We start from the raw sequence: 26,366 nt of genomic DNA on the forward strand, positions 1-26,366 counted from the left end.
AAAGGAGATATGCATATGTTCCGTTTATGGGGAAAAGAATGGAAAGACAACAGAATGGTCCGCGATACCGTCATATGTAATGATACGGACGATACCCGGACCCATAAAATATTCCACTCACTGGATGAGATCTGTTATGAATTTGACTTAAGCAAGCCCATATGGCTTGATTCTAATATCGATGAATTCCGCCGTCATGACAAAACCCGTTTTTATCAGGACAATTTTGTGGATTCCATAGATATTGACTATCTTGAGATCCAGATCATTGAAGAATGATCCGGATCTTTTTTATTCATTACGAATTGCTGCAAGAGGGCTGAGTTTCATCGCCCGTTTTGCCGGGAAATATCCCGCCGCAACACCGACCAGCACCGCAAATCCAAGTGCGAGAAGCACCAGCCACCATGGAATATAGGAAATATTGCCGTCAAATCCCATTGCGGCTCCATGTCCGGTTACAAAATTAACTACTGCAGACATCAGAAAGCTTAAAATATTTCCGGCAATTCCGCCAAGGAATCCGATGAAGGCTGCTTCCAGAAGAAACATCTGGCGTATATTTTTGAGACTGCATCCCAATACCTTCATGACACCAATCTCTTTTGTCCTTTCATAGATGGACATCATCATCGTATTGGCGATTCCAATGGCTGCTACAAGAAGCGACACCGCTCCGATTCCTCCAAGTACTGCCTGAACGATCGCAAACTGACTCTTCATACTGTCCAGATATTCAGCATTTGTTTCTACGTTATATCCCATTTCTCTGATAGAGGCAGCCACCTCATCCACATGATTGATATCATCTACCTTCACCTTTGCCGATGAATAATAAAATTCCTTATACGGCTTTCCAGATTTGGTCGTCGGCTGTCCCGGAATGGTTCTTCCTGAATATTCCTTTTTCAGAACCTGTTTCAATGTATCCAGATCACAGTATACATAATAATAATATGAATTGTAATCTTCCGGGCCGCCTTCAACAACACCACTGGCCGTTACCACATGTTTTGTTGCAGGTTTGGTTATCTCGCTTCCATCTGTGGAAGATATGTCACCTCCCATGCTTTGATTCTGACTATTATAATAAGCGTCCTGATCCGTGATCAGGAACAGAGAATCTCTGGCCAGATCAATATCCGGAAGTTCTCCGGTATCATAATAGCCTTCATATGAATTTTTCTCATAAAAATTCGTGATAATCCCGTTACCGTAAAGCAGTTCCAGATGTCCGCTGTTCGCCTTCGGAAGTGCCCCCTCTGCCAGCGGGATATTCATCGCCTCCAGAGCTTCCGGTGTCATACCTACCAACTGCGCCCATCCTTCATATTGCCCCTTCAGCAGCAGAACAGACATCTCATAGACCGGAGATGCCAGGGTAACATGTTCCATCTCTGACAGTTTCCCGATCAGTTTATCGTCCACATATTTGGATGGTTCCTCCTCACCTTCCCCATAGTACATCATCGATTCTCCAACGCTTGCACCGGTCACACGAATGGTGTTCAGACCGCCTGACTGTTCCACCTCCCGATAGAGTGCCTGCTGCATTCCAAGTCCCAGAGAGATCATGACTACAATGGAAGCCGTTCCGATCAACACACCAAGAACCGTCAGAAAGGTCCGAAGCTTTCTCCTTCGCAGATTGCTAACGCTCATCCTCAGAAGATCGTTCCAACTCATTCAGCAATTCCTCCTCTTCCCCCTGCGCCTGTTTCTTTTGTTTCCTTTTTCTCCATATCACCACTGCCGCAATCGCAATTGCAATCAACAAAACTACGATCACCGGAACCACCGGGAAGCCGCCCTGGCTTTCTTCTCCCATGTCAGAGGGCATCATCTCTTCTTCCATCTGTTCTGTTACTTCAAGCTGGAGTTCCTGTTCAGACTTGGATACATTTCCTGACTCATCCTCATAACTCAGTGTCATGGTAACCCTGGCCGGTCCCTCCGTTGCATTTTTCCCTTCCAGCATAGCATCAATCTGTGCAGTAGAACCGGACTCCACATTTCCGACAAATACTTCTTCCTTTTCAATACATGATCCTTCAAAAACAGCTTTTACATTGTAAAGTTTAATACGTCCGAGATTATACAGGCTGCACATCACATTGGCTTCTTCTCCGACCTCGATGCACTCCGGACTGATTTCAAAATTACTGAATTCAAACCGCGCATCCTGCTTGACCGGAATCGATATACTGGAGGAAGATTCAATCTGAGCTGCATATGCATCTTCATACTTCATACTCAGTTCAATGCTGTACGGCTTCTGAAGGAGATCTGATTTTGCATTCAGCTGGATGGAGATATCTGCCGTTCCATTCGCAGGAATTCCCTCCAGATAGATCGTACTGGAACCGGATGCCGGCAAAAAGGCCGGCGATGCCGTCTGCTCATCAGCACCTTCCGTCGGTGCCATCAGGTCAAATAACATATTGCGTACTCTGGTGGTTTTTGATGTGTTTTTCAGATGGATCGTAAGCTTGAAGTTCGTGCCTGCCTTTACTTCTGCAGGATCCGTCGTAAATCCCGTTACGATGACTCTTGGAACCGAACCGTCTCCGGATGCTCCTCCGCCTCCACTGTAAGAGACGCCGCCATTGCTGTATCCGCCCGCTTCCACCAGTGCATCTTCTCCGGACATCACGTTCTGAGTACCTTTTTCTTCCGTTTTTGTAGTCTCTTTCTTTTCTTCCGGCTTTGCAGTCGTATATACATAAAGTTTCTGTGATGTTTCTATCAGCGTTTCCTTTCCATCCTTTTTGGATATCGCTGATGCTACAAACTGAATCGTATATCTCTCTGTTTTGATATCTTCTCTCTGCGTAAACTCGAATGTCACATCTACAGATTCTCCGTCCTTCAATGCGCCAAGTTCCTGCTGATAATCCTGCACCTCCGTCTTAAACGGCCAGTCATCGTTCTTATCCCCCAGCTGCGGGCCAAGCACAACATTTTCCAGATCCCCTGATGTCCGGTTCGTTACCGTAAGCGTCCATTTCTGTGACTTTCCCGCCTGATAGGTTGGAACCTTTTTCTCTTTTGACGTAATTGTGATATCCTGTACTGCCGCAAAAGCTCCGGCCGGCAGCACAGATACCGCAGTCAATACTGCTACAAGCATCCCTGCCATTCGTTTTTTCCATTTTCTTATCCGTTCTTTTCCGTTCATCTTCTATATACCCTCCCTTTACTCATTCTCCCGGCGATCTTCTATCTTCAGAATCTTTCCGTCCATGATATGAAATACCCTGTCTGCATAGGACGCCAGATGATTATCATGTGTTACCATTACCAAAGTCTTTTTTTGTTCCTTTACTACTCTCTGCATCAATCGCATTACATCTTCCGACGTGTGTGAATCAAGATTCCCGGTCGGTTCATCCGCGAAGATAATTCCCGGATCAACCACCAGTGCTCTTGCAACTCCGACACGCTGCTGTTGTCCGCCGGACATCTGGTTCGGGAGATGATTTTTATGTTGCTTCAGATTCACCAGTTCCAGCATCTCTTCCGCTTTCTTCATCCGGATATTCCTGGGAATCCCCTGAAAACTTAAGGGAAGTGCCACATTTTCCTGTGCATTCATCGTTCCCATCAGATGAAATGACTGGAAGATAAATCCAACATTCTCTCTTCGAAACTTTACCAGCTGTTCTTCGTTCATTTTTTCAATATGCTGTCCTGTGATCAGGATCTCTCCCTTCGTTGGTTTTTCCAGACCTGCAAGCATATTGAGAAGTGTTGACTTTCCGGATCCGGAGGTTCCCACAATAGCACAGAACTCTCCTTCATAAATGTCAAAATCCACACCATCCAGAGCCCGGACTACTTCGTCACCAACTCGATATAATTTATACAGATTTCTGACTTCAATTACTTTTTTCATAGGTACCTCCTGTTGCCAAAAGCAAAAAATGAGAGTCATTACCCTCTGACATTACCAATATATCAGATAACTCTAAAGACTTCCGAGGAAAAGAATGAAGATTTTCTTAATATTGAATTTTCATAGCCAGAGTATTATAATATATACATGCAGATATAGTTCATCGGTAGAACGCCAGCTTCCCAAGCTGGAGAGGCGGGTTCGATTCCCGTTATCTGCTTAGAAAAGGCTAAGAATACCACAAACCGGTATTCTTAGCCTTTATTGATTCTTTATAAATGCCGCCTCAGCTTTATCCCAGTGTAAATGGCGGCTGATTCAATGGAAAGTTTTTATTATAATAGGGATCTCCTGCCTCCAGGACATCCTGCCATTTTCTCTGAAATTTACGAATTTCTCCTTCAAACCGTTTTATCTTTTCATCGGTATCTTCATACCCTCTTGACTTGGATTCATAGTGATACCACTCAGAAAAAGCATTAAATACGATCAGCTTTCCGATATTTCTTATCTTCAGACAATAATCAATATCATTACAAGCAACCACAAACTGTTCGTCAAATCCTCCCACTTCCCGGAACAATGATTTTTTTGTCATCATACAGGCCGCCGTTACAGCACTGTAATTGCAGTTGATCCTTGCCCGCACCATATATCCGTAATCATTTCTTCCGATTCCGGTATTGACATGACCGGCGTAATTGCCAAATCCGATCACTACGCCTGCATGCTGCACCGTATCATCCGCATACAAAAGCTTGGCTCCGACAGCCCCTACTTCCTTTCGCATGCAGTGTCCGAGCATTTCTTTTATTGCATCTTCACTGATCATCTCTGTATCATTATTCAGGAACAGAAGATATTCTCCTTTTGCATATTTTACTCCATAATTATTGATCGCTGCATAATTAAACGTATCGTTCCATGTGATCACTCTTACTTTGCTGCAGATTTTCTGAATATGTTCATAATATGCAAATGTTTCTTTCTTCTCACTGTTATTTTCAACGATGATAATTTCGAAATTCTGATATACACTCTTTGTCAGAAGGGAAAGGATACACTTGTCCAGATCTCTGATATGATCTTTGTTCGGAATGATCACCGAAACCAGCGGATTACTGCTTACAGCATACTTTACATGATACATACCCCACAACCCGACATGCTCTACTTCTGCGTCTACATTCATCCGTTTCAGATGATCTTCAATAGCTCTTTTCCCTGCTTCATAGGCATACATCTTACTTGCCGGATCCCCGGCAACGGAATTCATATGGATTCTCCAGTGATACAGAATCATCGGGATATGTCTGATCTTATCCGAATTTTCAATACACCGAAACATAAAGTCATAATCCTGAGATCCGTCATATTCACTTCGGAATCCTCCGACCTTATCCGCAATCTCTTTTTTCACAACAAAAAAATGCGTAATATAATTATGCGATCTGAAAAGATCCATACTGAAGTCGGGTTTAAAATTCGGATCCATATGTTCTTTCGTATCAGCCGATATCTTATCCTCATCCGTATACAGAATATCATATGTCTCCTGCTGCATAGAAGAGACCAGCTCATACAGTGCATCCGGCGCCAGTATATCATCATGATCAAATAATCCGATGTATTCTCCTGTCGCAAGTTTCATCGCGCAGTTTGTATTTCCGGCAATTCCCAGGTTTTTTTCCAGAACTGTAAACTTGATTCTCTTGTCTGACGCAGCATATTTTGCAAGTTCTGCTTCCACAGCAGTGTCCCCTTCGCTCCCATCCGCAATACACAGTTCCCACTTTCCATAGGTCTGGGCTATTACAGAATCGATCATTTCTCTCAAATACGGAAGCGGAGTCCTATACACGGGCACGATGATACTGATCAACGGGCAATACGGAAACACCGTATTTCTCTGCTTCGTCAGTTCCTGTTCTGAAGCTCTGTGCTCTTCATACCACTCCTGATATGGAATCTCTGTACTGTTTACTTTTCTGACAATATATTCTTTCAGATGCTTCACTCCGTTTCTCTGAACATATACTGCCAGTTTTTTTGCGTACCTGGGACGCATATATCGCATGGAAGCATGGACAAATCCCACTTTTGCTTTGAGTTCCTGCTTTTTCAGTACATTTTTAACATCAATCAGAATCTTCTTTTTCTTCCCCTGATCTGAGATTTCAAACAGATACTTGTGTGCCTCATCTCCTTCAAACTCCAGGCGAAAACCACAGTTTTTATCATTTTCTGATACAAGTCCTATCTCGACCAGATCAGGTCTCGCACTTTTGGTAACATTCAGCCGGATCTGTTCACCATTCTCACTCAGGATTCCATATCCAAGAGAATGATTTCCGTTTGATGACGATGCCCAGCCTTCCATTACAAGTTTTGATTTCTTCTTCTCAATTTTGTCAATATGGTATGCAATCATACTGCAATCCCGGATTTTATTGAGTTCTTTTTTCTTAAGGTACACCATACAAATTTCTGTCTTCCCATTGCATGCAAAAATACTGACAGATTCAGGTTCTTCTGTTTCCAGAGGAACTGTCAGATAAAATCCCACTTTTCCCCGGATGGAATATCTGGAATATTTTCTATATACATCCGCTCTTGCAACTCTGTTTACGGAATAATCTGCTTCACGGTCATTCAGTAATACCTTAAATGTAATCTCCAGTCCGTCTGTATCCAGAGCCCATCCTCCGACGCGCACATATCGCTCCCTGGCATTCGTTCTGTATACTTTTGTATCTATATAATACTTTATGCTCATATCTCATGCTCCCAAACGTCATGGTAATGTGAAATAATTTTGATTATAGCATTTTTTATATTCTTCTGCAAACGATATCCCGCCCCTCAAAGAAATCATGAATGCGCAGAAAATCATTATGGGAATAACACTGTAAAATTCCGCAAAAATCTGCTATGATAGGTTAATCGATTATATTTGGGGAGGTAGCTTCATGATCTCTGCAATAGGATTATGTATAAAATCATTAAAAAAGGAACCTTATTCCGGTTCCTGTCATGGGATGCGCTTTTTCCTGTCTGCCGACAAGGAAACACTTCACGTCTGGATCTATCCGGAGCCATGGTGTTTTGAGCAGACTCCGGATGAGGACAAGACACAGAAAGATTTCCCCTTCACACAGGAGGGGCTGGACGAAGCACTTCTGTGGCTTGAGGAAATGTTTGACAGCAGACGCTCCTTCTGGGAACAGAAGGAAAAGGACAAGATGAAGATTTTCCTTGGTTCATAAGTCTTATCATTTGACGGTTACAAATATATATTTCAGATATTTGCGTTCTTCATGAGGATCAATGACATTGACAATACTTAGACTATATACGTCTGAACATGGAATCAGATTTTCTTTTTTCAGATATTCTGCAATCGCCCGGTAATGATCCCGGATATCTCCGTCGCTGTCTCTTACCACAGATACAACGGCTCTGCATGAGGGAAGCTGTATGATGTCATCCCCTTTTGCATGCTCATCCGCAAAGCTGAAGATATGTTTATAAGAATACTCGCCCGCCAGAAACCGTTCAATATCTATGGACGCACCCACAGGAAACATCTGTACCCCCGGCCTTTGAAATCTTCCGATTGCCTATCAGGACGGCAGCAACCAGCAGGCACGTGCCAACATGCTTCGCGCTTCTTATCTTGCAGGCACCGCTTTTACAAAAAGCTATGTCGGATACGTACATGCAGTCGCACACAGTCTCGGAGGCAGGTACGGAATTGCCCACGGGCTTGCCAATTCTGTACTTCTTCCGGTTGTACTTGAAGCATATGGCTCTGCCGCTCATAAAAAGCTTGCAGCACTTGCACGCATCTGCGGCTTGTCTGATTCGGGCAATGACGCCGAAGCGGCAGATGCATTTATCGCACATATCCGCAATATGAATCAGGCAATGAACATCCCTGCTGCACTTCCGGGAATTCAGACAGAAGATATCCCGCAGCTTGCACGATATGCTGATCACGAAGCCAACCCGTTATACCCGGTTCCTGTTCTCTGGGGAACCGATCAATTAGAACAGATGTATCATAAAGTTCAGGAGGACACAAACTATGACCGAACAGGAAATACAGATCATTCTGGAAAAGCAGCGTAAATACTTCGCAACAGGACAGACGATTCCTGTATCCTACCGTCTGGAAATGCTGAAGAAACTGAAAGAATCTATCATAAAACATGAATCTGACCTCAACGAGGCTCTGCAAAAGGATCTTGGAAAAAGCCGTATGGAAAGCTATATGTGTGAAGTCGGACTTACTCTGTCCGAACTCACCTGGATGCAGAAGCATCTGAAGGGGCTTGCAAAAGAAAAACGTGTTCCTACTCCGCTTGCACAATTTGCGGCAAGAAGCTTTCAATCTCCTGCTCCGTATGGAACGGTATTGATTATGAGTCCCTGGAATTATCCGGTTCCCTTAACCCTGGATCCGCTGATCGATGCCATTGCTGCAGGTAATACAGTTGTTGTAAAACCCAGTGCTTATGCACCTGCAACCAGCACTGTTATGAAGCAGATCCTGGAAGACTGTTTCCCTCAAAAATATGTCGCTCTGATTACCGGTGGACGTGCGGAAAACCAGGCTCTTCTCCACCAAAGGTTTGACAAGATCTTCTTTACCGGTGGAAAAACAGTCGGAAAAGAAGTCCTTCGTCATGCTGCAGAATATCTCACGCCCGTGACCCTGGAGCTTGGAGGAAAGAGTCCGTGTATCGTAGATCATACAGCAAAGATACCTCTGACGGCCAAAAGGATCGTATTCGGCAAATATCTGAACTGCGGACAGACCTGCGTTGCTCCGGATTATATCTTATGTGACCGCAGAATCTGCCAGGATCTGATCGAGGCCATAAAAAAAGAGATCCGGATACAGTTTGGGAAAAATCCCTTAAAAAATCCTGATTATGGAAAGATCATTAACGAAAAACATTTTCAGAGGCTTCTTGGATTGATACAGAAAGATAAACTGGTCTGCGGCGGTCAGTCTGACTCATCTGCACTTCGGATCGCTCCTTCTGTTATGAGAGATGTAACCTGGGAAGATGCTGTGATGGAAGACGAGATCTTCGGCCCGATTCTGCCGGTTCTCACTTATGATTCACTGGATGAAGCCATTCGCACCGTCGAATCCCATCCACATCCGCTTGCACTGTACTTTTTCAGTGAAGACAAAGCGGCCCAGAAAAAAATTCTGGACCTCTGTCACTTTGGCGGCGGATGTATCAACGATACCATCATCCATCTTGCTACCAGCGCCATGCCTTTTGGCGGCGTAGGTGAAAGTGGTATGGGCGGTTATCATGGAAAGTCCGGTTTTGATACATTTACACACACGCGCAGTATCGTTGACAAAAAAACCTGGATGGACCTCTCGATCCGCTATCAAAAATATACCCGTTTAAAAGAAAAAATGCTGCGGTTATTTCTCCGGTAACATCTTTTTCCTCCCTTCTATCATCTCAATTGTACTCCGAACAAGAAATACGTGCAATCCTCTGCACGCTGTGTTATTCTGAACTCAGACGAAAAAGAAAGGAATGGAAAACGATGATTACCACCGTAAACCGACAGCTTGCACAGCAGATTGTAGCCACTGTACAGGATATCTGCGGACATGATATCAACTTTATAAACCAGAAGGGAATCATCTTTGCCAGTACGAATGAACAACGGATCGGTACATTTCATGAGATCGGGAAAAAAGCTGCCGATACCCGGACAGTCATTGAAGTTCAGGAAAACGATATCTATCAGGGTACTGAAAAAGGAGTCAATATTCCGGTTGCACACAATGGCTCTCTGATTGCCGTGATCGGGATCACCGGAGATCCGGATGAAGTAAGGAGCTATGCCTGTCTTGCAGAAAAGATCACACGGCTTCTGATCCGGGAACAGGAGATGAATGCTGCAGCCCATACTCTGTCCGAAAAGAAAGGGTATATCATCCAGTCTCTGATCTCCGGGGATATCGATAATCTGGAATATATCATAAATGAATTAAAAACATTTCATCTGGCTGAAACTACAAAGAAACGGATTCTGTGCATCCAGATTCATTCGGAGCAGCCGAATTCCGTCCTCTCTGTCTCAGAAGAAAAGATTCATAAGCTTTTACGGAATATGGATTCCCAGATCTACTATTTTCAATACCCCAACGAATACATTGTTGTGATGGAAGAAGCTTCATTTACTCAGAATCAATCCGCTTTTCGTACATTTGCAGAGGAAAATGCTTCTCTTCTGACCATCGGCGTCGGATGCGCTGAGAGCATATTTCACCTGCATTCTTCTTACAACAGTGCCAGGATTGCTCTGAGAAGCCGGAAATACAAAAACACAAATATCATTTTATTCGATGATCTGACTCTGGAAATCCTTCTTGGATCCGTTCCTGCCGGTGCGCAGAAAGAATATCTGAAAAAAACGCTTTCTTCTCTGTCTGCAGACGACAGATTGCTTTTGGATACTTATTTTAATGAAGGTCAGTCATTAAGCCGTACCTGTCAGAAATTATACCTTCACAAAAATACATTACAGTATAAACTGGATCGGATACATCGGATCTGCGGTCTGAATCCGCGTGACTTTAAAGATGCTGTCATTTTATATCTGGCTGTCCTGATTTCTAATATTCATTCTTTGTAACATTTATTATTTATTTTTTATTTTATTTTTGTTCTTTATAACATATATTTCCTTTCATTTCATTGTTATAATAGACACAATAAATAATCTGTAAAAAGCAGAGATCGTGGAGGTTCAGTTATGAAAGTAGTTGTAGCAATTGATTCATTAAAGGGGAGTCTCTCTTCCATGGAAGCGGGCCTCGCAATAAAAGAAGGTGTTCACGCCGCTCATCCAGATGCCGACGTGATTGTAAAACCGCTGGCAGACGGTGGAGAGGGAACGACCGATGCCCTGATTGAAGGACTGAACGGGGAACGCATAGATATTACCGTTACAGGGCCACTGGGATCTCCTGTAAACGCCTACTATGGATATCTTTCAGACACCGGGACTGCTGTGATGGAGATGGCATCTGCAGCGGGAATTACACTGTTGACTGAAGAAGAAAAGAATCCGCTTCTTGCAACTACTTATGGAGTCGGAGAAATGATCAACGATGCCATCGAAAAAGGCTGCCGTAACTTTATCATAGGCATCGGCGGCAGCGCCACAAATGACGGCGGCATCGGAATGTTGATGGCTCTCGGATATGACTTCCTTGACGAACATGGCAACGATGTCGGCAAGGGTGGACAGGCTCTCGCAAAAGTGGCATCCATCTGCACAGACCACGTGAATCCAAAGCTTGCCGACTGTCACATTCAGGTCGCATGTGATGTAAATAATCCGCTCTGCGGAGAAAACGGTGCCACTTACGTCTATGGCCCACAGAAGGGTGTAACAGATAAGATCAAAGAAAGTCTTGATCAGGATATGGCTCATTTTGCCCGGATCACTTCTGAGGCTCTGGAAAACGACTATTCTTCTGCCCCTGGCGCAGGTGCTGCCGGCGGACTCGGATATGCGTTTCTTGCATATCTGAACGCGACGCTCACACCCGGAATTGAACTGATCTTAGACGCTGTCGATCTGGAAGCTGAGCTTGCCGATGCAGACGTTGTAGTTACCGGAGAAGGACGTCTGGACTTCCAGACATCCATGGGTAAGGCTCCTGTCGGTGTCGCAAAACTTGCCAAAAAATATCATGCCAAAGTCATTGCATTTGCCGGAAGCGTCACCCGGGAAGCATGTGCATGCAACGAAGCCGGCATCGATGCCTTTTTCCCGATTGTCCGCGGTATTACCACACTGGAAGATGCCATGAAAGCCGAAAACGCGCGTGAGAACATGCGGGCATCTGTAGAACAGGTATTTCGCCTGCTCTAAGATTCCCCTTCTTCCAGTTCTCCATATATCACAGGTTCTATGGTCTGGCCCATCAGTCGGTGTGCCAGATCCATACCACCCCATTCTTTTATCTTATTATAGATCGGATGATTCATCATATCTTCTGTAATCGACTCCAATCCCTCCATGATCAATGCTTTTCCGGGTGTTTCGTACCAGTGTGTCTCAATCCTGTTGCCAATAAAACTGATATAGATTTTTCTTCTTACAGCTTCCTCAAGATAACTCATCTCCAGTTTCAGGACGGTGTTCCCATCTGCATCTTTTGTAAATTCTCCCTGCACCGCTACCAGATAACTTTCCTCATGCAGGATAATCCATGCTTCTTCAACTTTGTTAAAGCCAATCTTTGTTTCTATCCACTGCCCGCCTTCCAGAAAGCGGATATAGAATCCCTCTTCGGAATTGCGAAAAGCAATCCGGCTGATTCCGTCCGTCATATTATTATGGAAAACCTGTATCACCAGCGGATATAATCCTACACTCTGCGGATGCATAACATAGCATTTCCCATCCAGTTCTTTGGCACGATAATACAGATCAGAATGAACAGTATGACTTCTTCTCCGGTCTGTTTTCTTCTGCCATCCGCCCCTTCGAATCCGGAGGTTTTTCTTTGTGCCATCCTGCATCTGTTCTTCCAGACGTTTCAGTTTTGCATATGCATATGGATTTTCCGGGAGAATATCTTCCGGTCTGTAATCCGGTGCAAAATACTTCCGGATAATGTTCAGCATGATGCAATCCTGAAATAACTCATTATTTCCCGCATTTGTTACAATCACCATATCCATGTCAGGATATACAATGACGTTCTGTCCAAGCATCCCATTAAATTCAAAGCTTCCCGGACGTTCTTCCATCCACAGCTGATATCCATATCCAAACGTATCTTCTCCGCTCTCTACATGCATGCGCGTGGATTCTTCCACCCATTTTGCAGGCACCAGCTGAACGCCATTCCACATTCCTTTGTCCAGATAAAGCTGTCCAAGCTTTGCCATATCTTCTGCACACAGGAACAGTCCCCAGCCGCCTTTTGTAATTCCCTTCGGACACGTTTCCCACAGATATCTTGTAATTCCCATCGGTTCAAACAGTCTCGGTCTGAGATACTCTTCCATCGTCATCCCTGTACGTTCTGAAATAATTGCTGATAATACATACGTATTCAGACTGTTGTACTGAAACTGTGTTCCGGGGGTTCCGCCGATCGATGCATCCAGATATCCTTCCAGCCAGTCATTTCCGGCAATCACACCAGTTTCATTAAAGCTCACCTGACTGGTCATTGTAAGAAGATGTTCCACAGTAAGCTCCGGTCGGAATATCTTCACCAGCGGATTCAATTTATGGGCAAATATCTTGTATACATTTTCATCCAGAGAAAGCTGTCCTTCGTCAATCAGCATTCCAATTGCCATTCCTGTAATACTTTTACACATGGAGTGTGTGATATGCCACATTCCACTCCTGTATGGTGCAAAACTGCACTCACAGATGACCTTTTTCCCTTTTACGATCATCAAATGGTGCATATCTGTATATTCTGATGCATGAAGTTCCCGGATCAATTCTGCAATACGTCCTGACTCAATCCCCTGGCTCTCAGGAGTCGCACGTTCAAAAGCCTGCTCATAAGGCAATTCCTCCGGAAATCTTATTTTCTGCGGAGTGAAATCCACACGACTTACCCCTTCTGTCTTTCCAAGTACCATATCTACTATCATTTCAATCACAGCAACCTGATCTTTTGCCATCCTGCCACCTCCTTAACTTAATCGAAATATACCATATCTCTTCGCATATGTAAAACGGCAGATTTCTTTTTTGAAATCTGCCGTATATCTGTGATACTTTATTTATTCTTCCGCTTCACTGTCTTCGTCCACAGCCGCATTGTGCACTTCACTCAATGTAACAACGGTTGCTTCCGGATCTGTGATCAGGTCGATCTCTTTGTTCTTTGCGATTGAAAGATCCTTTACCTTCACCGACTGTCCGATGCGAAGTGCCTCTGCATCTATCTCGACCCTGTCAACCAATGCTGACGGATATGCCTGAAATGCAATCTCCTCCAGCTGAAGCTGAAGTACACCACTTAAAACCTTGTCGTGATTCAGCAACACTACTTCTGCTACAGAATGTACCTTCTCATCGCTAACCAGCGCCTGAAAATCAATCTCATCTACCTGTCCCTTTAATGGGTTGTATTGGATATCCTTAATCAGAACATTATATTGCTTCCCTCCAATATCCAGCATGATCTGACTTCCCTTATTGCTTTTTTTAAGCAGGCGGTCTACCTCTGCTTTGTCCATTTTCACCGGGACAGACTCCTTCATCTCTCTGCCGAATACATTGCCGGTAACAAATCCTTCCCTTCTTAATTTCTTTGCTTTGATGTCCATGCTTCTTTTTTCAGCTTTTAAAGTATTCATTTATCTTTTCCTCCAAAAATCTGACTTGCTTAGCATCCTTTCACTTTGCATTACAAATAGGTGTGTTAAGTAGGTTTTCTTGTTACACTGTTATTATAACACCTATAGCATAGAAAGATTCACCAAAGAAACAATATTTTTCATGTATTTTTCTTTCACAATCCACAAATCTTACAATTATCTCATTTTTATTTGTCTGAATTTTCCAACAATTTAAAATTATTTATTTTTATTTCTGATTTCCTATTGACATTTTCCTTTTCGCGCGATATTATAATATCAACAAAAGAAAAGGAGGACAAACCACCAAAAACATAATTCTTTAATTCAAAGTTTAATGAAAGAGGTAAAGTCCAATGTACGGGATAAGTTAAAATCAAAGATCCTAATAAAGAATAAGGAGGACGGACCACCGAAAAATTAATTTTCAACTCATAATTTTAAAGAAAGAGGTATATTCCAATGGACATGATTCATTAAAAATCCACTGTATTAGAAAAGAAAATACAGTGGATTTTATTTTTTACATTTCTGCAAGTGGCAAAAGTCGTTTTACGTAGATTCTTCCGGAAAAAGCAATATGCGGCAGTTCACAGAACTGACAGCCCTCCGGACAGATCGGATGATACAGCGGATCTGCCACAATGATTTTGGCATCTTTTAACTTCTCTTCTGCTTCCTCTTCCCCACGTACTGCTACATCATTTGGTCCCAGAAGACCTTTCGTTTCATCCAGCGGACATATAATCTGCACAGGACGGGAAATTTTCTGTTCTATTGATGCCACCAGTGATCCCATCGTTACAGGCTCCCCGATCAGTGTAATCTGCGGATCTCCAGGAAGACGCTTCTCCAGATAAGCAATACGGTTTACCGGCTTGTCACCATCCCCGTTTTCCCAATCTATCCGTTTTGAGACTGTCTGTTCCAGAATTTCTGATATTATCTTTGTAAATCCTCCCACCGGAGTTCCAATCACATATGGGGTATGAAATTTTCTCTCCAGTACCTTCGCCGCCCGGATACCAACAGAGGATACTACCAGATTCACGGCTGCTTCTCCGGCGCGTGAAAGTTGTTCCAGTTCATCTCCCATCGCCCATGTAGAGACGATCTTCCATCCCCTGGATTCCAGATTCTCTTTTAGCTTTTTCACATGAGAAAGCGGTCCGAAATCCAAAGGTGTCACACCGATCAGATTCAATGTTCTCTGATCTGTGCATCTGCATCCTGGATCTGTAAAGCGCTCCGCGATCTCTGCAAGTGCAATTCCTGCTCCATACACATAATCATGCATCCCATTTGTGGGTACCGAAAATGTCGGAATCCTTGTCTCCTGCTCAATCACCTGTGCAATAGCCGGAAAGTCCGTTCCATTCATATAAGGGATCGGAGAACCCGCCAGCGCAATAAATTGCGGATGAAGATCAGAGGCAGCTTTCTCAATATCATGAATCAATTTGTTATCATTTCCCATAATAGCATCAATCTCGCTCAACCCGGAGATAAAGATCAGACTGTCCTGATCATACCAGCGGATTTCATCATGTGTATTATAGGTAGAATTACATCCGGACGGATCATGCATGACCGTCATGCCGCCCAGTTCATATAACGCAGAGCAGACTCCGGATACATCTGCAGTATATACCGGTATGATACGATAAGATTGTCTCATAGGCAGCACTCACACCCCCATCCCTTTTGAATCACAAGATTTTCTGTATCTTTTTCTTCCTGGTATGCTTCACTCATAAGTTCCGTAAGCCTGCGGATCCCATCAAATCCATACAGACCAGCACCCTGAACCATATTTACAAAATGCCTGCTTCCCGTAAACCATGCCGCCTTCTGTCCGATCGCCAGCACTTCCTTCTCACTGCCTCTTGGAAGTACACGCATCTTCACCTGAATCGTCGCCGCAAGCTGAAGATTCGGTGCATGTTCCTGAAGCCACACATAATCTTCCCTCTCTTCCGGACTGATACTGTCCAGATAAACCGTCTTTACTGAAAATCCATGTGATAAAAGCAGTCTTGCCAGACCAAGCGGTCTTGGATGAAACAGATAGTCTATGGCAACCGGCATATCTCCGATCACTTTTCGCGCCCGTTCCAGAGCCATTTCACAAGTCTGTACCTCCTGTTCCAGATTCGGATCCGGAAGTCCCAGTGCCTCTGCAAGTTCAGTCAGGTGCCTTGTAATCTCCTCATATCCGAAGCATGCCGGAAGGTACAGGTGCTTTCTTCCAAGTCTTTTCGCCTGCACTTCAGCGCCATATTTCCCGGGCGGATAACAGGAGATGAACAGCTTTGAAGAAGCCATCTGCAGATATTCTTCCCAGCTGTGACACTTCGGAAGTTCACGTAGATTGTATCCATGTTCACACAATATTCTGGAGATATCACTGGTCTCATCCAGCGCAAAGTCCATCCCAAGAAGGCTTACACTTTTCGGATCCGTTGGACATTCCGGCAGCGGATCGAACATCGCCTTTCGCAGTTTCTGATCCGGTGTCAGCCCGGTCTTCTGCATGATAGGGTCCATATAACAGCGGATAAATGTAATATCCGGATACCGTTCCTCCAGCTCTTTGTACACTCTTTCCAGATCACATCCCAGGAAATGGTGCAGACAGACCGTAAATAACAAAACCGCCTTTGGTTGTTCTGTCAGCTTTTCAATAACATCCGACACCCCTTCGATCGTGACATCTTCCAGATTGCCATTAAGAAGGTGTTCCTCTTCCACAATCACAAATGAAAATCTGTCTGCTGCATTCATCTCTGCAGCTGTAAGCACCACTCCGCGCATGCAGTTATCTGCACACACATAGATCTGCCTGGCTTCCGGAAGCATCATACCAGTATGTACAATATTCCAGTTGCCATGAACCGGAGAATTGAATTCCAGCTCAGAAGCAAAGGGAGCCGGATATGATGCATCTTTGATCTGAATCACTGCACCTTCTGTATCTATTGTCTCTCCTACTCTTTTTAGCATCTGTTATTCCTCCTGACAGGCTTCCAGTATCTGACGAGCCAGCAAACGATATTCCTGTGCCATATCACTGTCCGGGTAACACTCCAGAAGAATCTTTTTCTGCTCCTCTGCCTGTGTTACCAGTTCACAATGGGATAATGAGCCAATTACACTTGTATGAAAATCATCTGCAAGCTCTCCCACTTTTTCTGCTTCTCTTTTTACTTCCCGCCGGTTCAGAATGATTCCTCCCAGCGATGCGTATCCACGGTTTTTAAAATTTGTAACCGCCATGGCAATATTCGCCGCTGCATGGATCGCCATATTTTCTCCGGAAGTGATAATAAACACCTGATCCGCATACCCATTTCTCATCGGCATGGAAAACCCTCCGCATACCACGTCTCCCAACACATCATACAGCACAACATCCGGCTGATATGTCTCATAAGCACCTTTTTCTTTCAGTTTTTCAAGTGCTGTGATGATTCCACGGCCTGCACAGCCAAGTCCCGGTGTCGGACCTCCCGCCTCCACACAGATCACACCGTTTGTACCGATTCTCACCATATCTTCCAGCTGAAATTCGTTCTTTTTCTGATTATATAATTCCAGCACAGTCGGAATCGGATCACCATGTCGAAGCTGCAGGGTTGAATCTGCTTTGGGATCACACCCGATCTGCATTACCTTTAGTCCCTGCTCTGCCAGAGCGGCTGCCACATTGGAAACAGTCGTGGATTTACCGATTCCGCCTTTTCCATATACTGCTATTTTTATCACTTTACTCACCAGCTTTCGTAATCACATTCGAATATGCCGTCTTTGTGGAGACACCCTTCAGACGACCGATCTTTCCTGATAATGCACTGATCACATCCTGTGGTGCATCAATCGCTATACTGATAATGTTAATCCCTTTTTCACGATAGGGGATTCCCATTCTTCCAATAATGTATCTTCCTGCTCCGTGCAGAAGATGGTTTAATTCTTCAATTACATTTTCGTTTTCCACGATGATGGAAATGACTGCAACTCTTGTTTCCATAGATTCCTCCTGCTGTCGCTTCTTCTGTTTTGCTTATGTGCGGGGAGTCCCTGCTTCGCTTCTTCTCATCCCTTTCGGTTCCCAGTCCTCCCCCTCATGCGCAAAACCCGACATCTTCCGATGTCGTCGCTGCTTTGCAGCTTCTGTTTTGCTTATGTGTGGGAGTCCCTGCTTCGCAGGCTCGCCGTGGGATACGCTGCAGTCTCGTTCGGACAAGTCCGACGATCCCACAGTGCATCCCACGGCGGCTGTGAACCGGGAACTTTGTATTAACATATCCTCGGCAGTAGTTCACCTCCTGGCTGTGGGAGCAGTGCCTGGGTTCCGATCTCAGTTGTCATGATGACGCGGCCGGGTTGTTCTTCGGTGACTTCTCCGATGATTGCTGCATCCTGTGAATATGGGCATGCGCGAAGTGCCTCTACGATATGCGGGGCAACATTTTTTGGTGCCATTATGACAAGGCGACCTTCGCATGCGAGGTACAGTGGTTCCAGACCAAGCATACCGCAGACTCCTTTTACTTCCGGTGCTACCGGAATGGAAGCAGCGTCCAGACGGATTCCGACTTTACTCTGGCCTGCAATCTCATATAATACGGTTCCGACACCGCCGCGTGTTGCATCCCGGATTACGTGAATATCATGTGTTGCATTCATGACTGCCTGCACACTGCCCCAAAGCGGCGCGCAGTCACTCGTAACGTCTGCTTCGATTCCAAAATCTTCTCTTGCAAGCAGGATTGTACAGCCATGTCTTCCGATATCTCCGGTTACAATGATGGCATCTCCGGGTTTTGCATAATCTCCGGAAGTGCTTACCCCTTCTTCAATCTCTCCTACTCCTGTCGTTGTGATGAATATTCCATCTACCTGCCCTTTTCCGGCTACTTTTGTATCTCCGGATACAATACGCACACCTGCTTCTTTTGCTGTCTTTTCCATTGCCGCTGCGATCTCTTCGAGCTTCTCCATCGGAAATCCTTCTTCTATGACAAATGCACAGGTCAGATACAGTGGTTTTGCTCCCATACATGCAAGATCATTGACCGTACCGCAGATGGACAGTTTGCCGATATTTCCTCCCGGAAAGAACGCCGGTGACACGATGAATCCATCTGTTGAGACCGCCATCTTTCCTGCCGGCGGGGTCAGTACCGCCGCATCATCAGCAGTCAGATCCGGATTGGCAAAATGTGCCTTGAATACCTGATCGATCAATTCCGATGTCTGTTTTCCACCTGCCCCATGTGCCATTGTTACTGTCTGATTTTTTATTGAACTCTCCATGACTATTCTCCTCCATAACTAAAATATGCCGAACAGGCTCCTTCATTGGAGACCATACAGGCTCCGATCGGATGCTGTGGTGTACAACCTTTACCAAACACTTTACAGTCTGACGGTTTGCATTTGCCCTGAAGCACATCCCCGCACCGGCATGCCGGATTCGGTTTTCCTTCTATCTTTGGTATCTGATACTTGATTCTTGCATCGTATGCCTGCCATTCTTTCCTGAGCTTTAACCCGGATCCCGGAATAACTCCCAGGCCTCTCCATTCCGAATCACAGGACTCCATCAAATCATCTGCTAATTTCTGTGCTTCAACACTTCCCTCCCGTGTCACCACTCTCGGGTAGCAGTTTACAAAAAATGGTTTTCCTTCCTGATATCTGACCAACGCAACTGCAAGTGCAGTCAGCAGTTCCTTTGCCGTAAATCCTGCCACAACTCCGCTGACACCCTCCTGAACGAGAGACTCACATAGCGTAGTTCCGGTTATTGCGTTGACATGTCCCGGGTACAGGAATACATCCGCGCTTCCTTTTAATGCCGCATACGCTCCCGGCATCGTCTTATTGGCAACCAGAAGAGAATAATTCTCAATTCCGTCCTCTTTTGCCTTTTTTACTGACAGACATCCGGCCGGCGTTGTCGTCTCAAATCCGACGGAAAGGAACACTACTTCTTCTTCCGGATGACTCACTGCATATTTTTCTGCATCCGCAGGAGAATACACAATATGTACCTTTGCTCCTTCGGCTCTTGCACCCGCAAGGCTCATCTTTGTTCCCGGCACCCGGACAAGATCTCCAAACGTACAGATGGTAACACCACGTTCAAGAGCAAGATATACTGCCTCATCTATAAACCCTACCGGAGTAACACAGACCGGACATCCGGGTCCGGAGATCAGTTCCACCTGGGGCGGAAGAATCTTGCGGATCCCCAACCGGAAGTTCTCATGTGTATGTGTCCCACATACTTCCATGATCCGGACCGGAGGTCCATCATACGTCTCTATGATTTCCTTTGCCGTTTTTTTCTTTTCTTCTCCCATTACAACAATTCCTCCAAAAGCTGATCCGTCTCATTCTCATCTTCATCTGTGATTCTGGCAATTGCAACCCCTGCATGAACCATAACATAATCACCCGGCTCCAGATCCTCTATCAGCTGTGAAGAGACTTCTCTCTTAGCTCCGTCTGCATCCACAATTGCCACGCCTTCACCTATCTTTACTACTTTTGCTGATAATCCGACACACATATTGATTCTCCTCCTGATAATTCCATATTACGATTGATCTGATACATTGCATACGCTGCCTGTCCCAGGGCAATTCCCCCGTCATTCGGCGGAACCATACGGTGACGCAGCACCCGAAATCCTTCCCGGGTTAAAAGCTCATCCGTAAGCCCAAGAAGCAGTTGATTCTGAAATACACCTCCGCTCAGCGCAACAAGATTCCTGCCCGTCTCCCGACGTACTCTGATACATGCTGCTCTGATCATAGATGCGAGTGCTTCATGAAATTGATACGCAAGCTTCTGTACATCTTCTCCCTGAAGCTTTGCCTCTGCAATCCGTCTCACAAGTTCTCCTGTATTCAGAATCATTCTTCCATCCTGATCTTCAGAAAGAAGCGACCATTTCCATCGCTCCTCCGGCTCCCGGTATCCCGGAACCGTTCCTTCTATTTTCCGTTTTTTCTCATATTCTTCTGCCGCATATTCCAGTGCAGTAGACGCTTCTCCCTCAAAAGTCGATGCTCTTCGAATCCCCAGAATCGCACTCACGCCATCAAAAAGCCGGCCTGCGCTGGTGGATACGATCGCATTCAGCTGTCTTTCTGCCATAGTCAACTGTACACTGCACTCTGCGTCGCTGCACAAATCAAGCTGTCGAACCCTCTGTGCGGTTTCTTCCCGGTTCTTTGTATATCCATAGATGAGAGAGACCGCGATCCGCCATCCTTCTTTTGCAGATACATCACCGCCGATCTGAAGAAACGGTTCTATACTTCCAATCCGTGCAAATCCTTCATAATCCGCAGCAAGGATTTCTCCTCCCCATACTGTTCCATCCGTTCCGTAGCCTGTTCCGTCAAATGAGATTCCAATCACAGGATCCGAACAGTCATTTTCTGCCATACACGACAGAACATGTGCATAATGATGCTGGACTTTCATCAGTGGAAGTCCCAGTTCTTCTGCGATCGTCGTTGAATTATATCTGGGATGCAGGTCACAGACTGCTGCCTGCGGTTCTGCTTCCAGAAGCGTTTCCAGGCGTGTAATGGTCTCCTTCAGGGCCCGCACTGTACGGATGTCTTCCAGATCTCCCACGTACGGAGACGGATAAAATCGTCCGTCCACCCCGATACAGAAGGTGTTTTTCAATTCTCCTCCAACGGCTATCACCTGTCCCTTCCATGGTTCGGAAACCATGAACGGAAGCGGTGCATATCCTCTGGAACGCCTGATCATATATGGCTCTCCTTTATAATAATCCATAACCGAATCGTCGGCCCGTATCCGAATCTTCCGGTCGTGCGACAGTATGCAGTCGCACAGATATGCCAGCTCCTCCGTCGCCTCTTCGTCATCTCTGCAGATTGGGGCGCCGGAAGTATTACCACTTGTCATAACCAGATAATCCGGCATCTCTATACCATCATCATATTGAAACAAAAGCAGCTGTACCGGTGCGTAGGGAAGCATCATGCCGATCTTTGGATTTCCCGGCGCCACAGAAGGCGCGACACATGAATCCGTAGTTCTTCCCAGCAGCAGGATTGGTTTCTGATGTCCCGTCAGCACCTTCTCCTGAACTTCCGTCACTTCACATGCTCTTCTTACTGCATCAATATCCCTTGCCATAACTGCAAAGGGTTTTTCCGGACGCCGCTTTCTCTTACGCAGCTTTGCAACCGCCTCTTCATTGGTCGCATCACAGCACAGATGAAATCCGCCGATTCCTTTGATCGCAACAATTCCTCCTGCACGTATCACCTGCCTGGTATATGTGATTGCATCTCTTCCCCGTTCTTTTCTTCCAATCAGATAAACTTCCGGCCCACACGTATTGCAGCAGACCGGCTGTGCATCATAGCGTCTGGTCTGTTGGTCGTAATATTCTTCTGCGCACTCCGGGCACATCGGAAACTCCTTCATGCTGGTACGCTCGCGATCATAAGGAAGCGAATCCAGAATGGTTAGCCTTGGACCACAGCAGGTACAGTTAATAAATGGATGCAGATACCGACGATTATCCGGATCATACATCTCCTCTTTACATTCATCACAGATAGCAATATCCGGAGAAACGAATATCTCTCCCTTTGTTTTTTCACTCTCTATAATCTCAAATTCCGCATACGTTTCCGGATTCTCCTGTGCTTCCACATTCATCTTCAGAATCGCCGCACGTTTTGGCGGGCACTCTCTGAGATCCTCCAGAAATCCATCTACCTGGGCTCTGGTCCCCTGTGCATAGATCTCTACATACGGTCCTTTATTGCACACACTGCCCCGGATTCCATTCTTTGCAGCGTGCCGGCTCACCGTAGGACGAAATCCAACTCCCTGCACAATCCCATATACGCGTATCCTTCTGGTTATTTTCTCTTCCATCCGTCATTCCACCTTATCTCATTCTGCCTGAAACAGCAAAATGCGGGACGTCTATAAACGTTCCGGAATATTCCGGAACCATTTTCTGCATACATGCATCTGCATATATTACATCCCATGCTCCGCCTCTTACCAGTTCTATATAATCTTCTTCCTCTTTTAATGCAACGTCCTGCCCCTGTTTCAGCTCCTTCTTAAGCGTAAACCAGCTTGCTACCGTAATCTCTGCATGATCCCACTGCGCCTGTATCTCATTCCTGATTGCATTGGCCAGTACCTGCTGGTGTACGATCAGGATCCGTTTCCCGGAATGATCCAACTTTGCCACCTGATCTTCTGCCGTCGGATAGCCAATCTCATATGGTGTTCCATATGTGGATTCCAGATATTTCGCCGCAGCAAGTGCAGCCGGGGATACCACCAGATTTTTTTCAGCAGAGGACGCCTTTTTCACTTCCGCAAGTCCTGCACCCATTCCATAGCAGACTGCCTGATACCCGCATGTTTCCTGAAGTCTGTCCCGTATCCGGTCAGCTTCCTTAAGATCACTCAGATCCTGCGGCGTCGCTCCGATTACACCGACCCGTCCTTTCACAACCGGCAGTTTTTCTTTTGCAAATGTCTGAAACAGCGCCAGATACGCCTTTTCCTCTCCTGCATCATATAATTCCATTCCATCTGTATCGACTGTCAAGACCGTAAGATCCATCTTTTTTTCACTCATACGCTCCAATGCACGATAGTCTGTTCCAATGACTGCCGGAACCGGAGTTCCGATGATCGCAGCAAAGGATGCTTCCAGCTTTTCTGCTGCGTCCGCAAGCTTTGCCACCAGTCGGTCATCCCGTCCAAGGATTGCATCCATATCACGAAGTCCGGCACTGAACACCGCACTTTTATGTGTAAACCAACGCGGTTCGTCAAATCCACAGATATTACCGGTACATCCACCCGCATCGCAGATGACCAGAATTCCGCCAAGCTCATAGAGTACAGATACTGCTCCGGACTGATCCGGCGCAAATGGTGTCAGATATTTTCTAAGTCCCTTCATCCTAATCCTCCTGTTCTGCCACAGCTTCTGTCAGCGCCTCAAATAATCTTCGCACTCCTGCATATCCATAAGGCTGACGATCCTGATTCCATACGACATTCGGGCAGGTCTGATGATAATAACCGGCATCTTTTCCGATCGTCAGATTCACACCGGATTCGTCCGGATCATAATACAACATGGTCGGTTCCAGATTTGAATAAACTCTTGTATCCGGACTGATTGCCGCCAGCTGTTTCAGATAGATAAAATTCTCTGCTGTAATCGTGCCATAGATCTCTTTTACCGCAAATCCATATCGAACCAGTGCCAGTGAGAGTTCAAACGCATCTCCGTTCATACATTCTCCTACGGCAAAAGCTGCTCCCGGACAGGCTTCCCGGAAGGTCTTTACTGCTTTCTCGGCTTCCTGCTTCCTGTCTTCATCTGCAAATGTTACGCCAAGAGCCGCACCAAAAGCCCGGTACTGACTGGCGATCTTATCGATCTGATACAGTCTGGTAAGCTCAATAAACGGAATCTTCAGCCTGTCGTGAAAATCTTCCGCTGCATATCTTGCCTCCGGATGCAGTACCAGATTAAAATTCGCTTCCGACATCGTCAGATATTCTTCGTAGTCTTTGCAGCGTGAGATCTCATGGATCGTCCTGACCCCTGCCTGCTTTAACAGATCATACAGCTCGCAGTCATCCACAAGCGGTGAGAAAAATCCCAGAAGATTCACAACATTTCCCTTTTTCTTCCGTGGTTCCAGAAGGGAATATAATGACTGTCTGACGTGTACCATCGGTGGCTTACGTCCCTCTCTTGTCAGTGCATACATATAACACGGACGCACCGGAAGGCCTGCTTCTTCCGTCGCCTTTCTGCAGATTCGTTCCATATCGGTTCCAAGGAGCGCATCCACACAGGTAATACAGATCATCACAACCGAAGGTTTCTCATCCAGTTCTTCACAGATCTCCTTCACTGCCTTCGGGATCTTCTTCAGATGCCGGCCCGTCACAATATCTGTCTCATCCATCAGCAGGTAGAAAAACCGGTTGTCATATTCTCTCATGGAACTGATCAGAGATGTATTGCGTCCGCAACACCCCGGTGCCACAATCAGCATAATAGATCCCGGCACTGCAAGTCCTGCCCTCTTTACTCCGAACCCCTCTGCTCCCGGAGAGTTAAATGCAAGCGTTGCCGGAGAACTGTATATCAGATGCGTATTTGATATGAACTGCGGTGGAATCTCATCCCTGCCACGCTCTGCCAGCTCTTTTGCCGTACAATAATATGCTTCCTGAATCATACTTCCTCCTCATCTTTCAATAACAATTCTGCCAGATCAAAAAACCGACGGCTGATCGGAGATTCCGGATCTCCTTCGATCACCGTTTTGCCCTGATCTTCATAACGAATAATCTCATCGCTTCTCGGAATCTCTCCGACGATCGGAATGTTACTTTCCTGTGCAAATGCCTGAACCTTTTCTTTTTCATTTTCCACATTTCTGTGATTCAGCACGATGCCAAACACCTTTGCATAGCTTCGATCCTCAAAGTTCCTTACTGCTTTGGATATATTATTCGCTGCATAGAGCGCCATCTTTTCTCCGGAAGTCACGATCAGAACTTTTTCTGCATAACCTTCCCGGATCGGAGCGGCAAATCCACCGCATACCACATCTCCGAGTACATCGTACAGCACCACATCCGGCTGATAATTCTCAAATAATCTCATATCTTCCAGAAGCTGAAAAGTTGCAATGATTCCTCTTCCGGCACACCCCAGTCCCGGTGTCGGTCCCCCTGTCTCAATACAGAGTACCCCTCCAAATCCTTCTTTTGAGATATCTTCCAGCCTTTCCGGATCTTCATCCTCTTCTCTCATATAATTCATGACCGGTCTTAATGGCTCGCCTCCTAACAGATTAATTGTTGAGTCTGCCTTTGGATCACAGCCGATCTGGATCACTTTTTTCCCCAGCATGGCAAATGCTGCTGCCAGATTTGATGTGACCGTAGACTTGCCGATCCCACCTTTCCCATAGATTGCAACCTTTAACATAATAACCTCCATATCTTACAGCTTA

At 45.5% G+C, this 26,366-nt stretch carries 24 protein-coding genes and 1 tRNA gene; 7 read left to right on the forward strand and 18 right to left on the reverse strand.

Annotated features, from left to right (window positions below; all coding sequences use genetic code 11):
• Window positions 1-15: 15 nt before the first annotated feature.
• Window positions 16-279, forward strand: coding sequence for a hypothetical protein (locus ABE547_RS00885; RefSeq protein WP_235250318.1), 264 nt, complete (start codon window positions 16-18; stop codon window positions 277-279).
• Window positions 280-291: 12 nt separating this feature from the next.
• On the opposite strand, the gene ABE547_RS00890 is transcribed toward ABE547_RS00885, so the two are convergent.
• Genes ABE547_RS00890 through ABE547_RS00900 form a run of 3 tightly spaced genes read right to left on the reverse strand, consistent with a single transcriptional unit; the run spans window position 292 to window position 3,895 of the window.
• A complete protein-coding gene (locus tag ABE547_RS00890) occupies window positions 292-1,686 on the reverse strand; it encodes an ABC transporter permease (RefSeq protein ID WP_347376993.1) in 1,395 nt (464 codons plus the stop codon).
• Window positions 1,652-3,178 carry a hypothetical protein gene (locus tag ABE547_RS00895; protein WP_347376994.1) on the reverse strand — a complete coding sequence of 509 codons (1,527 nt, stop codon included), beginning with the start codon at window positions 3,176-3,178 and terminating at the stop codon, window positions 1,652-1,654. The genes ABE547_RS00890 and ABE547_RS00895 overlap by 35 nt, the downstream gene beginning before the upstream one ends.
• Before the next feature lie 18 nt (window positions 3,179-3,196).
• On the reverse strand, window positions 3,197-3,895 hold the full coding sequence (locus ABE547_RS00900) for an ABC transporter ATP-binding protein (RefSeq protein ID WP_347376995.1): 699 nt from the start codon (window positions 3,893-3,895) through the stop codon (window positions 3,197-3,199).
• 149 nt (window positions 3,896-4,044) lie between these two features.
• On the opposite strand from ABE547_RS00900, the gene ABE547_RS00905 reads away from it, so the two are divergent.
• A tRNA-Gly gene (locus ABE547_RS00905) sits at window positions 4,045-4,115 on the forward strand.
• 72 nt (window positions 4,116-4,187) lie between these two features.
• On the opposite strand, the gene ABE547_RS00910 is transcribed toward ABE547_RS00905, so the two are convergent.
• Window positions 4,188-6,671, reverse strand: coding sequence for a glycosyltransferase family 2 protein (locus tag ABE547_RS00910; RefSeq protein WP_347376996.1), 2,484 nt, complete (start codon window positions 6,669-6,671; stop codon window positions 4,188-4,190).
• Window positions 6,672-6,864: 193 nt separating this feature from the next.
• On the opposite strand from ABE547_RS00910, the gene ABE547_RS00915 reads away from it, so the two are divergent.
• Window positions 6,865-7,161: a GNAT family acetyltransferase gene (locus tag ABE547_RS00915; RefSeq protein WP_347376997.1), complete on the forward strand. Its 297-nt coding sequence runs from the start codon at window positions 6,865-6,867 to the stop codon at window positions 7,159-7,161.
• A 6-nt stretch (window positions 7,162-7,167) separates the two neighbouring features.
• Here ABE547_RS00915 and ABE547_RS00920 read toward each other — a convergent pair whose 3' ends face one another.
• Window positions 7,168-7,482 (reverse strand): hypothetical protein, encoded by a 315-nt coding sequence (locus ABE547_RS00920; protein WP_347376998.1) that lies wholly within the window; start codon window positions 7,480-7,482, stop codon window positions 7,168-7,170.
• Window positions 7,483-7,510: 28 nt separating this feature from the next.
• Here ABE547_RS00920 and ABE547_RS00925 point away from each other — a divergent pair, with 28 nt between their 5' ends.
• The 4 genes from ABE547_RS00925 to ABE547_RS00940 all read left to right on the forward strand — a co-directional run bounded on the left by ABE547_RS00925 (window position 7,511) and on the right by ABE547_RS00940 (window position 11,821).
• A complete protein-coding gene (locus tag ABE547_RS00925; protein ID WP_347377152.1) occupies window positions 7,511-8,026 on the forward strand; it encodes an iron-containing alcohol dehydrogenase in 516 nt (171 codons plus the stop codon).
• Window positions 7,983-9,362 carry an aldehyde dehydrogenase gene (locus ABE547_RS00930; RefSeq protein WP_347376999.1) on the forward strand — a complete coding sequence of 460 codons (1,380 nt, stop codon included), beginning with the start codon at window positions 7,983-7,985 and terminating at the stop codon, window positions 9,360-9,362. The genes ABE547_RS00925 and ABE547_RS00930 overlap by 44 nt, the downstream gene beginning before the upstream one ends.
• A 113-nt stretch (window positions 9,363-9,475) precedes the next feature.
• Window positions 9,476-10,573: a sugar diacid recognition domain-containing protein gene (locus ABE547_RS00935; protein WP_347377000.1), complete on the forward strand. Its 1,098-nt coding sequence runs from the start codon at window positions 9,476-9,478 to the stop codon at window positions 10,571-10,573.
• Between the two features lie 120 nt (window positions 10,574-10,693).
• Entirely contained in the window at window positions 10,694-11,821 is a 1,128-nt protein-coding gene (locus tag ABE547_RS00940; protein WP_347377001.1) for a glycerate kinase, read from the forward strand.
• On the opposite strand, the gene ABE547_RS00945 is transcribed toward ABE547_RS00940, so the two are convergent.
• The 13 genes from ABE547_RS00945 to ABE547_RS01005 all read right to left on the reverse strand — a co-directional run bounded on the left by ABE547_RS00945 (window position 11,818) and on the right by ABE547_RS01005 (window position 26,341).
• Window positions 11,818-13,602 carry a serine hydrolase gene (locus ABE547_RS00945; RefSeq protein WP_347377002.1) on the reverse strand — a complete coding sequence of 595 codons (1,785 nt, stop codon included), beginning with the start codon at window positions 13,600-13,602 and terminating at the stop codon, window positions 11,818-11,820. The two genes, ABE547_RS00940 and ABE547_RS00945, sit on opposite strands and share 4 nt — an antisense overlap.
• A gap of 102 nt (window positions 13,603-13,704) precedes the next feature.
• Complete coding sequence (locus tag ABE547_RS00950) at window positions 13,705-14,283, reverse strand: 50S ribosomal protein L25 (RefSeq protein ID WP_347377003.1); 579 nt, start codon at window positions 14,281-14,283, stop codon at window positions 13,705-13,707.
• Between the two features lie 523 nt (window positions 14,284-14,806).
• The gene (locus tag ABE547_RS00955; protein ID WP_347377004.1) at window positions 14,807-15,961 is read right to left on the reverse strand and encodes a nitrogenase component 1; all 1,155 of its coding nucleotides are present in this window, start codon (window positions 15,959-15,961) and stop codon (window positions 14,807-14,809) included.
• On the reverse strand, window positions 15,958-17,286 hold the full coding sequence (locus tag ABE547_RS00960; protein WP_347377005.1) for a nitrogenase component 1: 1,329 nt from the start codon (window positions 17,284-17,286) through the stop codon (window positions 15,958-15,960). The genes ABE547_RS00955 and ABE547_RS00960 overlap by 4 nt, the downstream gene beginning before the upstream one ends.
• Before the next feature lie 3 nt (window positions 17,287-17,289).
• Window positions 17,290-18,048 (reverse strand): nitrogenase iron protein NifH, encoded by a 759-nt coding sequence (locus ABE547_RS00965; RefSeq protein ID WP_347377006.1) that lies wholly within the window; start codon window positions 18,046-18,048, stop codon window positions 17,290-17,292.
• Window position 18,049: 1 nt separating this feature from the next.
• Window positions 18,050-18,313 (reverse strand): TM1266 family iron-only hydrogenase system putative regulator, encoded by a 264-nt coding sequence (locus tag ABE547_RS00970; RefSeq protein ID WP_347377007.1) that lies wholly within the window; start codon window positions 18,311-18,313, stop codon window positions 18,050-18,052.
• A 269-nt stretch (window positions 18,314-18,582) separates the two neighbouring features.
• Window positions 18,583-19,602 (reverse strand): hydrogenase expression/formation protein HypE, encoded by a 1,020-nt coding sequence (hypE, locus tag ABE547_RS00975; RefSeq protein ID WP_347377008.1) that lies wholly within the window; start codon window positions 19,600-19,602, stop codon window positions 18,583-18,585.
• Between the two features lie 2 nt (window positions 19,603-19,604).
• Window positions 19,605-20,654: a hydrogenase formation protein HypD gene (hypD, locus tag ABE547_RS00980; protein ID WP_347377009.1), complete on the reverse strand. Its 1,050-nt coding sequence runs from the start codon at window positions 20,652-20,654 to the stop codon at window positions 19,605-19,607.
• Window positions 20,654-20,863, reverse strand: a complete 210-nt coding sequence (locus tag ABE547_RS00985; protein ID WP_347377010.1) for a HypC/HybG/HupF family hydrogenase formation chaperone — start codon at window positions 20,861-20,863, stop codon at window positions 20,654-20,656. The genes hypD and ABE547_RS00985 overlap by 1 nt, the downstream gene beginning before the upstream one ends.
• The gene (gene hypF / locus ABE547_RS00990; RefSeq protein WP_347377011.1) at window positions 20,836-23,229 is read right to left on the reverse strand and encodes a carbamoyltransferase HypF; all 2,394 of its coding nucleotides are present in this window, start codon (window positions 23,227-23,229) and stop codon (window positions 20,836-20,838) included. Before hypF ends, ABE547_RS00985 begins: the two co-directional genes overlap by 28 nt.
• Before the next feature lie 13 nt (window positions 23,230-23,242).
• The gene (locus ABE547_RS00995) at window positions 23,243-24,283 is read right to left on the reverse strand and encodes a nitrogenase component 1 (protein WP_347377012.1); all 1,041 of its coding nucleotides are present in this window, start codon (window positions 24,281-24,283) and stop codon (window positions 23,243-23,245) included.
• Between the two features lies 1 nt (window position 24,284).
• Window positions 24,285-25,583 (reverse strand): nitrogenase component 1, encoded by a 1,299-nt coding sequence (locus tag ABE547_RS01000; RefSeq protein ID WP_347377013.1) that lies wholly within the window; start codon window positions 25,581-25,583, stop codon window positions 24,285-24,287.
• A complete protein-coding gene (locus ABE547_RS01005) occupies window positions 25,580-26,341 on the reverse strand; it encodes a nitrogenase iron protein NifH (protein ID WP_347377014.1) in 762 nt (253 codons plus the stop codon). The genes ABE547_RS01000 and ABE547_RS01005 overlap by 4 nt, the downstream gene beginning before the upstream one ends.
• Window positions 26,342-26,366 lie beyond the last annotated feature (25 nt).

This window comes from Dorea sp. YH-dor226 (assembly GCF_039832105.1).
Classification (GTDB): Bacteria; Bacillota; Clostridia; order Lachnospirales; family Lachnospiraceae; genus Dorea_A.